This is a genomic window from Paenibacillus sabinae T27 (assembly GCF_000612505.1).
Classification (GTDB): Bacteria; Bacillota; Bacilli; order Paenibacillales; family Paenibacillaceae; genus Paenibacillus_AQ; species Paenibacillus_AQ sabinae.
The window spans coordinates 2,271,682-2,285,564 of the sequence record NZ_CP004078.1; the positions used below are offsets into that span (position 1 = coordinate 2,271,682).

Below are 13,883 nucleotides of genomic sequence, written 5' to 3' on the forward strand. Positions count from 1 at the left end.
AGCAGATACAAAATTAGTTACAGTGGTATTAAGAGATAAAGAATAGGTTATCAAAATCCGCTAGGCAAACAAGATTTATCTATGGCAGATTATACCATTAACAACTTCAATGAGTTGATAGAGAGTCAATTTAGTAAGGGGATCTTTGGGGTATATTCCGCCCAAGGTGATTTTTAGGAAGGGGAAGGAAAGGGTAGGGAGACCATTAGTTATTGTTATTTTCATTGAAGACCTCTTATTCCAGTGAATGGTTGTTCGATAACATCAATGAACTCATTAGCTGTATAAAACACATATAGTTCTCTTGCTGGCTCAGATAAATGAAGTTTTTATAACTCCTCCATGCCTCTTTAGGATTTGAATAATCCGAAATTACAGACATATTATTAATAATTCTTTTATGATTAATAGAATTTGTTGCTAGCGCCTCAATTTAGACCCACTTATCAGGGTAATTGTGTCGAACAGTTGACCAATCCATACGTACACCTCCAAGAGAAGATATATAAATAATTGTACTGTTCCTTTAAAGAACAATCAATGAATGAAGACTCGATGAAGCACGGTTCTGCGTATAACAATGCATTCGGGGAGGTTCGTATACGGCCAATGTTATGATGCTGAAGCCGGCCCATGGAATTTATCTAAAACGAGCTTATATTTAGAATATTCAATCCGGAAATTTTTTGAGGATAACTTTCAGATTAAAGAGAATATGAATGTCTGCAATATCGGAATAGGTGCCGGAGAATGGGATAGATATTTATCTTATCGCATTAGTGATTCGAGGGACTCGCTGACATCCGATAACAATACATATACAATGCGGAGCCTGATGGCTCCATAGATGTTTCATTTTTTAAGATCGGAGAGATTAAGTATGCCAAGAGTTAAAATTGATATTAGAGTAGGAAGATCTGAAGAACATAAGATGAATTTGTTGGCAGCTGTTCATGACGCATTAGTTGAGTCAATTAAGATACCCGATGATGATCGTATACAAATCTTACATGAACATAAAAAATCAAATTTTGAAGTACCACCAAATAAAACTGAATTATTTACAATCATTGAGATAACCCTATTTTCAGGACGGTCAGTGGAAGCTAAAAGGAGTTTATACAGAACTATAACGGAGAAGCTTGAACCCTTAGGAATAATGAAACAAGATATTATGATTATATTACTTGAACCAACTATGGAGAATTGGGGAATACGCGGGTTGCCGGCTAGCGAAATAAATCTTGGATTCAAAATCGATGTATAACATAGAGCGGACTTAAGCCATAGTGACGTCGTGAATGCAGATACGTTACGTACTGTCTCCCAGCAAATGAATAGCGAAGTTAATTCATAGAACTAACGAGGGGGCGAGCAGAATGGATCTCGAAGAATTTTATCAGTGTCTGTCAGCCGAAGATCAAAATATATATTCTGAGATTGCTGATTATGCAATCAACCTTGGTTATAAACCTAAAAAGGCAAAAACCCAGGCGATAAATTACGTGTTCAATAATCATAAGACTAAAAAACATATTATGAAGTTTTCAATTGAAAAAGGAAACCCAATACTAAAAATGAAATTTTATGCCTCAAAAGATTACTCCTACATTTTTCATGAAAGTATAAGAGCCGTCATTGAAGAATATGATTATAAATATACTGGATGCTACAATTGTGGGAAGTGTAAAGATGGCTTGGAGGGATATGAGTACATATATTCGGATGGCCGTAAATATTTTAGATGTGGCGGAGAATTAATAAGTATACAGCCAATAACACACAAAGAAATTCCGGAAATTAAGGAACTGCTAAATACTCAACATCGATATTATTTATCCAAGGTTCGGAAGGGATTACAATAGATGTCCAATACGTGGCCCATGTCTACACCCGATAAACATAATATGGATTTACCAGCACGCTGGATAATACCATCAAGCCTTTGGATTTTGTGCGTGAATTTATTGTTAAGTCGATGAGAAATTACTGAGGGAACGAAAAAAGGAGTCATCCATTCATGATTATCTTACTAAGTGGTAATAGCTGTACCGGTAAAACATTAATGTCTCAAAGGTTATTAGAGAAGTATCACATTCCTTACCTTTCTATTGATCACTTAAAAATGGGCTTGTTTAGAGGAGACAGGAATTGCGGGTTCACACCGCTTGACAGCACCGAAGTAATTAGTGAAAAATTGTGGCCGATTATTAAGGGTATTATTTTGACTAGTATTGAGAATGAACAGAATCTAATCATCGAAGGTTGTTATTTATTACCTCAGTATGTTAAGGAAATCGAAAACGCTTATAATGGTAACATCATTACAGTTTTTCTTGGTTTTTCTACAAAATATATAAATGAAAACTTTATTAATATTACTAAATTTAGAAATGCCATTGAAAATCGTGCCTATCCAGAAGAGAGAACGATCGATGAATTTATCAATGAGCACGTGGAATGCAGAACCAAATGCTTGGAACATGGCATGATGTATTTTGAGATTGATCAAGATTATGAAGAAGAAATTAATAAGGTTTATGATTATATAGATTTAAAAATGAAGGGCCCTATTTTGAAAGTTTTGAGAGGGAACAATTGAATTCCAAAGGCGAAGACTTTATTAAGATTTTGCAAGGCCATTATACAAATGAAGGCTTAAACTTGAATAAAGAAAATGCGGATGTAGCTATCAAGTATATGGACCAAACAACCAGAGCGATTAGAGAAGTGGTCGTAGAAATGGTTAGACTGCAAGAATATCCTGAATATCCTTCAAGATTATCTTGCTTATACGCTGCCAAGAGCTACGAAGACGCTTTAAAGTGGAAAGAATTATTTGACTCTTACAATCGGAAAGTATTACAAATTGTTAAACTCCGAGTGATTGGGAACTCTTTTGACTTTTAATTAACGGACAAATCGAAGTGGTAGAAATTATTGATGATTTCTCAACGCCACCTTTATAGGAGTGAGGAGTATGAGAGGCAGATCCCACGGAACAGAAATCAAAGCTCTTTTGTTTGACTCAGGCAGAGTGCTGAATAGGCCCGCTAGTGGACATTGGTTTATTACTCCGAATTTCTTCTATGTCATTGATGAACGGAGTTTCAAATCTATAGACAAACATTCGATCAATAATGCTTTTCATAAAGCAGGTAAATACATATCGGAGCAGAGCTTAATAAAAGATAAGGATGAGGAGTATATACATTTCGTTGAATTCTATCGCATCTTTTCAGCTGAATTACCCCAATTGGGTATGGATGACAAACATATAAAATCTATCGCGGAAGATCTCGTACATAATAATAAAAAATATACATTCTACAACGATGCCATCGAACTCATCCCTAAATTAAGTGAAAAATATAAACTGGCGGTTGTATCTGATGCCTGGCCATCATTGGATCATGTTTATAGAGAATCCGGGTTAAGGGATTATTTTTCATCCTTCATTATTTCTTCTGTATTGGGTGTAACCAAGCCACATGAGTTAATGTATATGACAGCCCTTGAAGAACTTCAACTATCCCCGAGTGAAGTCTTATTTATTGACGATAACATAAGGAACTGTGACGGAGCTAAGAAACTTGGAATCCGAGCATTTCTGTTATGCAGAGACTGGAAGCTCTACATCTATTATAAAATCACATGTAAGAAACATACTGTTATAAGAAATATAAACGAACTCGTTAAGAATATGTAAAAAGCGGAGTTATATCGGTAACGCTGAATTGCTCATTAACTAGGAAGTCCTCATGCAAAGCCTGATCTAGGGCGATACTTTGCGTGGGGTGTGGTAGGATGGATGATAGATTTTATCGCCCAAACTGAAATAAACGGACAGAGGTGGGGAGTCGTGAGAAGATCATTTTTAATAGCTGGATCAACTTTTTTATTGTCCGGAACCTTACTATTTGGCATGGTATATTTGGCAATTGCAAACTATGTTCCGCATATGACGGGATGGAGCGATCCTCCAGGAAAATTCTCATTGGCTTTGGATGCAACGATGCTGAGAGTACCCTATATAATAAGCATTTTGTTCATGGTTATTGGTGTTATATTGTTTGCAGTTGCTATTTATAAAAATGGCAAAGGAATGTTGCGCTAACGGGAAAAGAGAGATCAGACATTTAAAGACCACTAATTAGATCAACGGTTTTTGTTGAGTTTACAGGAGTGTGTATCTTTTTAGGGAAGCTTGGCAGCCGGTCAGTATGACCGGCTGTCTTTGTTCACATAACGGGCAGAATACTTTAATAAGGATTGTGGGCTTTTACGATAAAATATTCATGGTAGGAGGGGAGAAATTTGAGTAAAAAAAGAAAGTTGCTATTTCCAATTTCAATAGGTTTGAATATAATGCTTATCGCAGTTATAGCTTGGGGATATATAAAGATGAATTTTGTAAATGAGCAGGTTCTTCATACAGAGGTACAGCAAAACTTGGTTGAATTGGAAGGTGTAATTGCGAATCAAAGTGAGGATAATTGGTCAGCCCCCAACTTGGTAACGACTGAATTGGGAGATGTATTAAACGGAATTTGGCTTAGTATTACTACTGGTGAAGATTTAGGAACTCTTTCAAGGAGTGATAAGGAAATTCTTAACCATTTGTATAATAAGCTAAATCAATATCCAAAGGATGAAATTTATCGTTTCACTGATTTAACAGAAGAGGATAAAGAGAATTTTGAAGAGTTGCGAAAAAATCTGCGTGATGCAGGTTTGGGAATGAATATACAAGTTAGTGGTAATATGGAATATTTTATAAACCAAGCAGATCAGTTAGAAAAAAGTATCAAGGCCCTATTTAAGTAAGAAATAAATGTCCTCCGTCGCTGCCCCACTTGCTCATGTGTATTATAATGAAAAGAATGTATTTGCATTTTCAGAAAAATGAAAGAGGCGAGCAAGGAACATGGGCAAGTACCGTACTTATCTATTTCTAATTTTGGCTAATTTGTTCTGGGCGGGGAATTATGTGTTCGGCAAATATGTGGTGGCGGAGATGACGCCGGTGCAGATGACGTTCTCGCGGTGGCTGATCGCTGTGTTTCTGCTGTTTCCGATCGCGCATCTCGTGGAACGTCCGGATTGGAGGAGCGTCTGGGCCAGGTGGAGGATTCTGCTGGTGATGGCCTTACTGGGCGTGGTCGGCTATAACTTCCTGCTGTATGAAGCGCTGAGATTCACGACCTCGATGAACGCCGCGCTGGTCAATGCGATGAATCCGGCACTGATCGTGCTGTTCTCTTCCTTTTTTCTCCGGGAACGAATTTCGCTTGCCAAGGGCGCGGGACTGCTGGTGTCGCTGCTGGGCGTGCTGCTAGTGCTGACCAAGGGGCAGCTGCAGCTGATTTTTCAGACCAAGTATAATATTGGCGATTTGCTGATGCTGGCCGCGATTCTAGTCTGGACGCTGTATTCGATCTTTGGTCGGAAAATAGTAGGGGTGCCTCCCATCTCGGCGACGGCGGTATCTGCGCTGCTAGGGCTCATTCTGATCCTTCCGTTTTTTCTCGCATCGGGCATGAATCTGCCGCTAAGCCACCGGGCAACCTTGGGCATTCTGTATATCGGCATTTTTCCATCCGTCGGATCGTTTATTTTCTGGAACGCGTCAATCCGCGAGATCGGGGCCAGCCGGGCTGGGATATATCTGAATCTGATCACGGTGTTCACGGCCATTCTCAGCATGCTGCTCGGCAATCCGGTGACGCTTGCGCAGGTACTCGGCGGACTGCTTGTGTTTGCAGGGGTATACATAACCGGGAAAAAAGGCAAAGAGATAAGAATCCAGCTAAAATGAACTTCGGAATGAATGAGAGGCGGAGCGGCGAAGAGGAAGCTTGGAAATGAAGGAGCGTCAGCGTTCGCCTTTGTTTTCGGATTTATACCGCAAAGAGCGGTCCTAATCCAGAAAATCCGAAAACAACAGCGACCGGAACTCCAAGCGTTTCTCTCAGTCCGCGACAATCCTCAATTAAAACAAAAATTCAGATTATGTAGCGCTTACCTTGCCCGTTGTGATAAACTGGATCTGTATGTCGACATGTATTTTAAGGAGTTAATCTGATGATCGATCCGAAGCTTAACATAGGGTTGGGAGAGCAGCTGACCGATATTTTGCGGATGAAGATTGTCAGCGGCCAATTGGAGAACGGGCTGAAGCTGACGGAAACCGCGATAGCAAGCGAATATGGATTAAGCCGCGCTCCGGTGCGGGAAGCGTTCCGCAATCTGGAATACGAAGGTCTGATGGATATTACGAAGCAGGGAGCTGTTATTAGGGTTCTGACGGAAAAAGAGGTCAACGAATTCTACAATGTCCGCTACATGCTGGAATCTTTTGCGCTCAGCCACATTCTGCCCGAGGCTCGGGATTCCGTGATCCGTTTTATGGAGACTTCCGTCGACAGAATGGAGCTGGCGCTGGGCCACAAGGATGCCGACGAGTTCGCGGCCCAGGATATCGCGTTCCACACGAAGCCGTTCGAGGTCATCGACCACAAATTCATCAAGCTGTTCTGGGCGAACATAGACAAGCTGTGCCGGGCCATTCTGGTTGTGGGAACACGCCGCCAGTTTGACAAGGGAGAGTTCGAATACAAGCGTCAGGTGGTGGGCAAGCACCGCCAGATTGTGGCCGCCTTGAAGGATGGAAACAACGAGGAGATTCTGGCCGCGCTTCGCAATCACTTTCACTACAACAGCTGGATCGATAAAAAAGAATTTTGATGAAAATAGATTTCTAAGGCAGGTTATCCGCTTCTCCTGAGCCGATTGGTGAGGGGGATTTTTCTTTGAATCAGGTTGTCGACAGAAATACTTGTTGACAATTATGCGCTTTCATTTTAAAATTCGGTTGTAGGCAGTAGTCAGACAGTCCAAAGCCTTTGTAAGGAGGAGAAGATGGAGCTGAAATTTACCGCGCCAAGCACGCCGGGACTGCACCGGGTTGTAGGACCCGGGAACAGCCGACTTGAGGTTCTGGAGCTGTTCGTGCTGAACCTGCCCCCGGGCGAGGCGCAAATCATTGAACTGGAAGGCAGCGAAGCAAGCCTGGTCTGCATCGAAGGCAAGCAGCGGGCTCAGTCCGCAAATAGCGAGTACATATTGCTGCCGGGAGACGGGCTTTATGTCCCGCGAGGCCAGACGGTCAGGATTGAAGGCGGGTCAGAACCATCCAGGCTCGTTATGGCAACGGCGGAAGCGTGGAGCGACGCGGAATTTATTTATGCGGATTACGGCGCCGCATACCGGGAGAAGGAAATCCACGGGCGATACAACTATACCCGCGAGATCACGAACCTGCTGACCCGTTCCGACCGGGCGAGCCGTATCGTTACAGGCATTACCTTAGGACAGGACGGCGCCTGGACCAGTTGGCCGCCCCATCACCATTCCGATACGCTGGAGGAAATCTACTTCTATTTCGATATTCCCGCTAACGGCTTTGGCATTCATGTGGGAATGCTGATGGATGGAACCGAGCAGGCGGAGATTGTCCGTTCGGGGGATGCGGTCATCATTCCGAACGGCTATCATCCCACGGTGGCGTCGCCGGGCGCCAGAATGAAATATGTCTTTTTTCTGGGAGCCAAGGAGAGAGAAGAGGATCGCCGGGCTTCATCTGAAGATCATCCTTTTTACAGGTAACCGTTATTGGATTAAGCGTGTGCTGTGCAGCACTTAATCCAAAAGCAAAGACTTGAAAGCGTAAACATTAATCGATTCCAGAACCGGTGCATTGACTATACATTAAGCCGGGGAAGAAGACGGGGAGGATCAGTCATGTATTTCGGTAGTATTGAAACCTTGGAACAAACAAAGCGGCAGTATCCGCCGGCCATTGCAAGAGCTCTTCAGTATTTGAAGGATAACCGGGAGCAATTTCTGTCCATGGACGCCGGTGTGTATCCCATTGAAGGGCAGCAGATCTATGCTCAGGTCGTCAATCTGGAGACCAAGAAGAAGGAGGACACCCGGCCGGAGGTTCACCGCAAGTATATCGATGTGCAATTTTCCGTGGAAGGCAACGAACGGATCGGGTTTGCGGCGGACACGGGAAACAATGCTGTAGATGAGGATTTGGCGGCGGAGAAGGACATTATTTTTTACAAGCAGGCCGAGAATGAAATGGAGCTTCTGATGCAGCCGGGGCAGTTCGCTGTCTTCTTTCCCGAGGATGTCCATCGTCCGGGCTGTCAGAACAAAAGTCAGGCACATCTGCGCAAAGTGATCGTCAAGGTAAGCACAGAAGCCTTGTAACTAATCTGGGGAGGCGTTAGAGGACATGATCTTTTCCAACATTGAAACCGGAGAAGCCATCGAGAAAAAGTATACGGAGCCTGTAGTCCGGGCCATCCGGTATTTGCAGGAGCATCAGCATGAATTTGCGCTTATGGAGACAGGTATTTATCCGATTGAAGGCGATGATTTCTTTGTTCAGGTCTTCGATGTCACCACCCGGGATAAAGAAGAGGCCAGACCGGAAGTGCACCGCAAATATGTTGAGCTGCACTATTCGGTAGAGGGGAAAGAACGAATCGGGTTTGCGGTGGATTTAGGCAAGAACACGGTGACGGAGACGCTGCTGGAGACCAAGGATGCGATTTTTTACGCCGAGGTTAACAGGGAAGTGGAGCTGGTGCTGGAGCCGGGGGATTATGCGATCTTTTTCCCCGAGGATGTTCACCGGCCGATTTGGGAGCACGGCGGCAGGGCGGCAATCCGCAGAGTAGTCATTAAGATCAACGAAGCCATTTTGTAATCGTTAATTCGCTTGAAAACTTCCTATAACAAGGGGTGTCAGTGAGATGAAAAGCGAAACTCAGACCATACCGAACAGCCGTTGGAAACGGATTTTGCCTCCACTATTGATTGTGTGCATTATTTCATTTATGGACCGTGTGAACGTGAGCTTTGCCATATCTGGCGGCATGGATAAGGAACTTGGAATGACGGCCGGCATGGCCGGATTTGCGGCAGGAATATTCTTCTTCGGCTATTTGTTTCTGCAAATCCCCGGCGGACAAATCGCTGCCAAGAGGAGCGGCAAAAAGTTCATAGCCTGGGTGATTCCCTTTTGGGCGGTTGTTTCCATATTGAGCGGCTTGGCAACGAGCACGACTCAGCTGCTTGTGCTTCGGTTCTGTCTCGGTGTGGCAGAGGGCGGAATGCTGCCGGTTGTCCTGACGATGTGCAGCAACTGGTTCCCTAATGAGGAAAGAGGCCGGGCCAACGCCATTGTGCTGATGTTTGCGCCGATCGCGGCGATCATCACCGGCCCTATCTCGGGATTCATCATTTCTATGTCCGGCTGGCGCGAAATGTTCATTATTGAAGGGATTGTGTCGCTGATCGTGCTTATTCCCTGGCTGCTTATGGTCAGTGACCGCCCGCAGAAGGCCAAATGGATCAGCAAGGAAGAGAAAGATTACATTATCGGCAAGCTGGAAGAAGAGCAGCTGGCGATCGAGCAGGAAAATCAGGTGAAGCAGGCATCGATCAAGGATTTGCTGCCCAATAAATCCATGTGGAAGCTCATAGCTCTGAACTTCTGCTACCAATCGGGCGATTATGGATTCTCCATGTGGCTGCCGACGCTGCTCAAGAAATTGACCCATAGCGGAATGGGGATGGTGGGCCTGTTGTCCAGCTTGCCGTGGGTCGCGTGTATTGCAGGTATGCTGCTGTTCTCGGGCCTGTCCGACCGGACCGGACGGAGAAGGGAATTTGTCATTATTCCGCTGCTGGGATTCGCGCTGTGCTTGCTTCTGTCTGTAACGATTAAAGGGAATATCTGGTTCTCATACGTCTTTCTTATTGGCGCCGGATTCTTCGTAAAAGCTGCCGGGGTAGTGTTCTGGGCAATCCCTCCGCGTTTGTTCAGCAAGGAAGTCGCTGGCGGAGCCCGGGGAGCCATCAATGCGCTCGGGAACCTGGGCGGATTCTTTGGACCCTATATCGTCGGTTTTCTCATTCAAGCATTCAATTATAATGTAGGGGTGTACAGCCTTGTAGGTCTGCTGGCCGTATCGGCGCTTATTACCGCCACGCTGCCGAAGACAGTTCAAAGCATAGTGAGCGATAAAGCGGCCTGATTCACAATAGAGATAGCGGCGGCTGAAGTGGCAGCAAGCTCATGCCGCCGCAAAATACAGGAGATGGAGGAATCATACGATGGATTTATCTGATTTTTCACTGGAAGGCAAACTGGCAGTCGTTACCGGAGGCAACAGGGGGCTTGGACAAGGCATGGCGGTTGCGTTGGCCAAGGCCGGAGCGAATATCGTGTCCGTACAGCGGAGCGGGGAGAGCCCGGAAACTGCGGCTTTGACGGAAGCGCTGGGCCGCCGCTGTCATGCGGTCGCCTGCGATCTGGCGGAGCTGAAGACGGGAGAAGAGCTCGCAGCGGCGATTGAGGAGCAGTTCGGTCCGGTGGACATTCTGGTCAACAATGCGGGGATACAGCGCCGCCATCCGGCGGAGCAATTTCCAATCGAAGACTGGGATCTGGTGATGCAGGTTCAGCTTCGCTCGGTGTTCATGCTCTGCCAGGCGTTCGGCAAACGGATGCTGGAAAGAGGCTCCGGCAAAATCATCAATATCGCCTCGCTGCTGTCTTTCTCCGGCGGCTTGACCGTGCCAGCCTATGCGGCGGCGAAGGGAGGGATCGCCCAGCTGACCAAGGCACTGGCCAATGAATGGTCCTCGCGGGGAGTGAATGTCAATGCCATTGCGCCCGGGTATATGGCGACGGATATGAATACGGCCTTGATTAACGATTCGGTCCGCAGCGGGCAGATCATGGACCGGATTCCGTCCAAACGCTGGGGTTCGCCGGAGGATATGGGCGGGACCGCCGTCTTTCTTGCTTCCGAGGCCGCGCGTTATATTCACGGACAGATCATCTGTGTGGATGGAGGTTGGATGGCAAGATAGCTTGCGGACAGTCTTTGATCAATTTGATATTTTGCAATATATAGGATGAACTTGCAAAATGGCATCAGGGTAAGGAGTAACGAAGGGGAATTTTGGAACTGTAGGAGCGATAGCGATCGCCCGAAAGCTTTCCGGAGGAAAGCTCGCTTCGAAAGCATAGGCTGTCACCGGATTTCATCCGCGAATAGTGGTTTTAATTAAGAAATCTGGGGACAACAGCGGCCGGAAGTCCAAACATTCCTCGTAGTTACGACTGATATCTGATGTAAACAATTCAAGTTCAGCTTATATAATTGTTAAAAAATTTAATAAACCAATAGGAGTGGATCATTCATGTCCAAAGCACGTGTCTATGTTACATATCCGCTGGGGGACGATATTCTCGCACTGCTTCGCGAACAATGTGAAGTGGTGATGAACCCTGAGGAGCGGAGCCTGAGCCCGGAAGAGCTGATTGAAAATGCCCGGGGCTTCGACGCCGTTCTGACCGTGTCGGCAGGAGTCAATGAGGAAGTGGCCCGTGCGCTTGCTTCGAGCTGCAAAATTTTCGCCAACTACGGCGTCGGCTACAACAACATTGATGTCGAAGCCGCATCAAAACACGGCATTTATGTCAGCAACACGCCGGATGTTCTGACGGATGCAACGGCGGATTTTGCCTTTGCCCTGCTGCTGTCCGCCGCGCGCCGGGTAGTCGAATGCGATTCGTATGTACGGGCCGGCAAGAAGAACTGGGGCCCCATGAATCTGATCGGAGCCCAGGTCAGCGGCAAGACGATCGGGATACTCGGCGGAGGGCGGATCGGCAAGGCTGTGGCGAAGCGCGCCCAAGGCTTCAATATGCGGATACTGTACAATGATCAGCGGCCGAATCCCGATTTTGAGGCCGAGACGGGTGGGATATTCACGGATAAGAATACGCTGCTGAGCGAATCGGATTTCGTATCCGTTCATGTGCCGCTGCTGCCTTCCACCCACCATCTGATCGGGGCAGAAGAGCTTGAACTCATGAAGACGAGCGCGATCCTGATCAACGATTCGCGGGGTCCCATCATCGACGAGCAGGCGCTGGTGGCCGCGCTTCAAGGCGGCGTCATTGCCGGAGCGGGCCTCGACGTGTTCGAGTCCGAGCCGGAGCTTGCGCCGGGACTGGCTGAGCTTCCGAATGTGGTACTGGCCCCCCATGTGGGCAGCTCCACAACCGAAGCCAGGGTAGCCATGGGCGAGCTGTGCGCCCGGAACATCTTTGCAGTGCTTGACGGCGGGGCGCCGGTCACCTGCGTCAATCCAGAAGTTGGCGTGAAGGCCTAAGCAGGCACTCGCCTTGCATTGACGAAGTCTTTCCGGGGCAGCGCTCCGGGAAGACTTCCGTTATGTCGAATTCGATACTAATAAACAGGGGGCTGGAGATCGAATGAGCAAGCAGCAAGTAGGAGTTGTCGGATTGGCCGTCATGGGCAAGAATCTTGCCTTGAATATAGCCGGGCACGGTTATTCCGTAGCCGTATACAACCGGTCGAAGGAGAAGACAGACCTTTTGCTGGCAGAGGCCGGGGAGAAGGACATCAGGGGCGCATACACCCTACAGGATTTGGCGGAGACGCTGGAGCGGCCCCGGAAGATTCTGCTGATGGTAAAAGCCGGGCAGCCCGTGGACGAGGCTATTGCTCAACTGCTGCCTTATCTGGAACCCGGGGATGTGCTGGTTGACGGCGGCAACTCCTTTTACAAGGACACGATCCGCAGAAGCCGCGAGCTGGAAGATCGGGGCATTTATTTTGTCGGCACAGGGATATCCGGCGGGGAAGAAGGCGCGCTTAAGGGACCGTCCATTATGCCCGGCGGCAATTATGAAGCTTACCAGCTCATTGCGCCTATACTGAACGACATCTCGGCGAAGGTCGAGGGCGAACCCTGCTGCACGTACACAGGCGGCGACGGGGCCGGACATTTTGTCAAAATGGTTCACAATGGGATCGAATATGCCGACATGCAGTTAATCGGAGAAGCTTATGTGCTGATGCAGCGGCTGCTGGGTCTGTCTCCGGCCGACATCCGGCAGGCGTTCACCGAGTGGAATGAAGGAGAGCTGAATAGCTACCTGATTGAGATTACGGCAGATATCTTCGGGAAGACCGACCCGGACACGGGGCAATATCTGGTGGATGTAATTCTCGATTCCGCCGGGCAGAAGGGCACGGGCAAATGGACCAGCCAGAATGCGCTGGATATAGGGACCCCTGTCCCGACCATTACGGCCGCGGTGTTCGAGCGTTATCTATCCGCTTTGAAAGAAGAGCGCGTCACAGCGAGCAAAGCTTTCAGCGATCCAGCTCCGAGAGAAGCCGAAATTCCCGCCGGTTTCATCGAGTCGATCCGCAGAGCTCTATACGTCAGCAAAATCTGCGCTTATGCCCAGGGCTTCAGCCTGCTTGCGAAAGCGTCGAAGGAATATAACTGGAATCTGGACCTTGGCAGTATTGCCATGATATTCCGGGGCGGCTGCATTATCCGGGCGCAGTTTCTGAATAAAATCAAGCAGGCTTACGACCATAATCCTGATTTAACCAATCTGCTATTGGATGATTATTTTCAGCACATTATCGGCCAGTACCAGCAGGATTGGCGGGATACGGTAATGGCAGCCGTCGGGCAGGGAATTTCGGTTCCGGCTTTCGCTAGCGCTATCTCCTATTTTGACAGCTACCGGACGGAGCGGCTGCCGGCAAATCTGCTTCAGGCCCAGCGGGATTACTTCGGCGCGCATACGTATGAGCGAACAGACAAAGAAGGCATTTTCCATACCGAATGGTAAAATAATCATGATTAAGTAAAGTCATCCCTACCGGGGATGGCTTTTTGCTGCGGTCTATGGGTCAGCGCGGTCAACACATTTTCCACATAACCTCGTTTTATAATGAATTTAC

General features: G+C 47.1%; 15 protein-coding genes and 1 pseudogene. All 16 read left to right on the plus strand.

What is annotated here, in order from left to right; translation table 11 throughout:
• Nucleotides 1–880: 880 nt before the first annotated feature.
• The 16 genes and pseudogenes from PSAB_RS10375 to gndA all read left to right on the plus strand — a co-directional run bounded on the left by PSAB_RS10375 (nt 881) and on the right by gndA (nt 13,771).
• On the plus strand, nt 881–1,267 hold the full coding sequence (locus PSAB_RS10375; RefSeq protein WP_025334512.1) for a tautomerase family protein: 387 nt from the start codon (nt 881–883) through the stop codon (nt 1,265–1,267).
• Nucleotides 1,268–1,379: 112 nt separating this feature from the next.
• Nucleotides 1,380–1,865, plus strand: a complete 486-nt coding sequence (locus PSAB_RS10380) for a hypothetical protein (RefSeq protein ID WP_025334513.1) — start codon at nt 1,380–1,382, stop codon at nt 1,863–1,865.
• A gap of 155 nt (nt 1,866–2,020) precedes the next feature.
• Nucleotides 2,021–2,602 carry a hypothetical protein gene (locus PSAB_RS10385; protein WP_025334514.1) on the plus strand — a complete coding sequence of 194 codons (582 nt, stop codon included), beginning with the start codon at nt 2,021–2,023 and terminating at the stop codon, nt 2,600–2,602.
• Nucleotides 2,599–2,969: pseudogene (locus PSAB_RS10390) on the plus strand (DUF2441 domain-containing protein). The gene PSAB_RS10385 and the pseudogene PSAB_RS10390 overlap by 4 nt, the downstream one beginning before the upstream one ends.
• An 11-nt stretch (nt 2,970–2,980) precedes the next feature.
• Nucleotides 2,981–3,709, plus strand: coding sequence for an HAD-IA family hydrolase (locus PSAB_RS10395; RefSeq protein WP_025334516.1), 729 nt, complete (start codon nt 2,981–2,983; stop codon nt 3,707–3,709).
• Between the two features lie 102 nt (nt 3,710–3,811).
• Nucleotides 3,812–4,117, plus strand: a complete 306-nt coding sequence (locus tag PSAB_RS10400; protein WP_084266494.1) for a hypothetical protein — start codon at nt 3,812–3,814, stop codon at nt 4,115–4,117.
• A 200-nt stretch (nt 4,118–4,317) separates the two neighbouring features.
• Nucleotides 4,318–4,827 carry a hypothetical protein gene (locus PSAB_RS10405; protein ID WP_025334518.1) on the plus strand — a complete coding sequence of 170 codons (510 nt, stop codon included), beginning with the start codon at nt 4,318–4,320 and terminating at the stop codon, nt 4,825–4,827.
• Nucleotides 4,828–4,927: 100 nt separating this feature from the next.
• A complete protein-coding gene (locus PSAB_RS10410) occupies nt 4,928–5,818 on the plus strand; it encodes a DMT family transporter (RefSeq protein WP_025334519.1) in 891 nt (296 codons plus the stop codon).
• Nucleotides 5,819–6,084: 266 nt separating this feature from the next.
• Nucleotides 6,085–6,747 (plus strand): GntR family transcriptional regulator, encoded by a 663-nt coding sequence (locus PSAB_RS10420; RefSeq protein ID WP_025334521.1) that lies wholly within the window; start codon nt 6,085–6,087, stop codon nt 6,745–6,747.
• 174 nt (nt 6,748–6,921) lie between these two features.
• The gene (locus PSAB_RS24565; RefSeq protein WP_025334522.1) at nt 6,922–7,668 is read left to right on the plus strand and encodes a 5-deoxy-glucuronate isomerase; all 747 of its coding nucleotides are present in this window, start codon (nt 6,922–6,924) and stop codon (nt 7,666–7,668) included.
• Nucleotides 7,669–7,803: 135 nt separating this feature from the next.
• A complete protein-coding gene (locus tag PSAB_RS10430) occupies nt 7,804–8,280 on the plus strand; it encodes a NanQ anomerase/TabA/YiaL family protein (protein ID WP_025334523.1) in 477 nt (158 codons plus the stop codon).
• A gap of 25 nt (nt 8,281–8,305) precedes the next feature.
• A complete protein-coding gene (locus PSAB_RS10435; RefSeq protein ID WP_025334524.1) occupies nt 8,306–8,782 on the plus strand; it encodes a NanQ anomerase/TabA/YiaL family protein in 477 nt (158 codons plus the stop codon).
• A gap of 46 nt (nt 8,783–8,828) precedes the next feature.
• Nucleotides 8,829–10,115 carry an MFS transporter gene (locus PSAB_RS10440; RefSeq protein ID WP_025334525.1) on the plus strand — a complete coding sequence of 429 codons (1,287 nt, stop codon included), beginning with the start codon at nt 8,829–8,831 and terminating at the stop codon, nt 10,113–10,115.
• A 79-nt stretch (nt 10,116–10,194) separates the two neighbouring features.
• Nucleotides 10,195–10,956: a 2-dehydro-3-deoxy-D-gluconate 5-dehydrogenase KduD gene (gene kduD, locus PSAB_RS10445; protein ID WP_025334526.1), complete on the plus strand. Its 762-nt coding sequence runs from the start codon at nt 10,195–10,197 to the stop codon at nt 10,954–10,956.
• Between the two features lie 333 nt (nt 10,957–11,289).
• Complete coding sequence (locus PSAB_RS10450; protein ID WP_025334527.1) at nt 11,290–12,267, plus strand: 2-hydroxyacid dehydrogenase; 978 nt, start codon at nt 11,290–11,292, stop codon at nt 12,265–12,267.
• Nucleotides 12,268–12,370: 103 nt separating this feature from the next.
• Nucleotides 12,371–13,771, plus strand: coding sequence for an NADP-dependent phosphogluconate dehydrogenase (gndA, locus tag PSAB_RS10455; protein WP_025334528.1), 1,401 nt, complete (start codon nt 12,371–12,373; stop codon nt 13,769–13,771).
• The last annotated feature ends 112 nt before the right edge of the window (nt 13,772–13,883 follow it).

What these genes read in the sequence shown, in the direction of transcription:
- PSAB_RS10420 (WP_025334521.1), top strand. Translation starts at nt 6,085, where the DNA reads ATGATCGATCCGAAGCTTAACATAGGGTTGGGAGAGCAGCTGACCGAT.
- PSAB_RS10375 (WP_025334512.1), top strand. Translation starts at nt 881, where the DNA reads ATGCCAAGAGTTAAAATTGATATTAGAGTAGGAAGATCTGAAGAACAT.
- PSAB_RS24565 (WP_025334522.1), top strand. Translation starts at nt 6,922, where the DNA reads ATGGAGCTGAAATTTACCGCGCCAAGCACGCCGGGACTGCACCGGGTT.
- PSAB_RS10385 (WP_025334514.1), top strand. Translation starts at nt 2,021, where the DNA reads ATGATTATCTTACTAAGTGGTAATAGCTGTACCGGTAAAACATTAATG.
- PSAB_RS10450 (WP_025334527.1), top strand. Translation starts at nt 11,290, where the DNA reads ATGTCCAAAGCACGTGTCTATGTTACATATCCGCTGGGGGACGATATT.
- PSAB_RS10395 (WP_025334516.1), top strand. Translation starts at nt 2,981, where the DNA reads ATGAGAGGCAGATCCCACGGAACAGAAATCAAAGCTCTTTTGTTTGAC.
- PSAB_RS10435 (WP_025334524.1), top strand. Translation starts at nt 8,306, where the DNA reads ATGATCTTTTCCAACATTGAAACCGGAGAAGCCATCGAGAAAAAGTAT.
- PSAB_RS10400 (WP_084266494.1), top strand. Translation starts at nt 3,812, where the DNA reads ATGATAGATTTTATCGCCCAAACTGAAATAAACGGACAGAGGTGGGGA.
- PSAB_RS10430 (WP_025334523.1), top strand. Translation starts at nt 7,804, where the DNA reads ATGTATTTCGGTAGTATTGAAACCTTGGAACAAACAAAGCGGCAGTAT.
- PSAB_RS10440 (WP_025334525.1), top strand. Translation starts at nt 8,829, where the DNA reads ATGAAAAGCGAAACTCAGACCATACCGAACAGCCGTTGGAAACGGATT.
- kduD (WP_025334526.1), top strand. Translation starts at nt 10,195, where the DNA reads ATGGATTTATCTGATTTTTCACTGGAAGGCAAACTGGCAGTCGTTACC.
- PSAB_RS10410 (WP_025334519.1), top strand. Translation starts at nt 4,928, where the DNA reads ATGGGCAAGTACCGTACTTATCTATTTCTAATTTTGGCTAATTTGTTC.
- gndA (WP_025334528.1), top strand. Translation starts at nt 12,371, where the DNA reads ATGAGCAAGCAGCAAGTAGGAGTTGTCGGATTGGCCGTCATGGGCAAG.
- PSAB_RS10380 (WP_025334513.1), top strand. Translation starts at nt 1,380, where the DNA reads ATGGATCTCGAAGAATTTTATCAGTGTCTGTCAGCCGAAGATCAAAAT.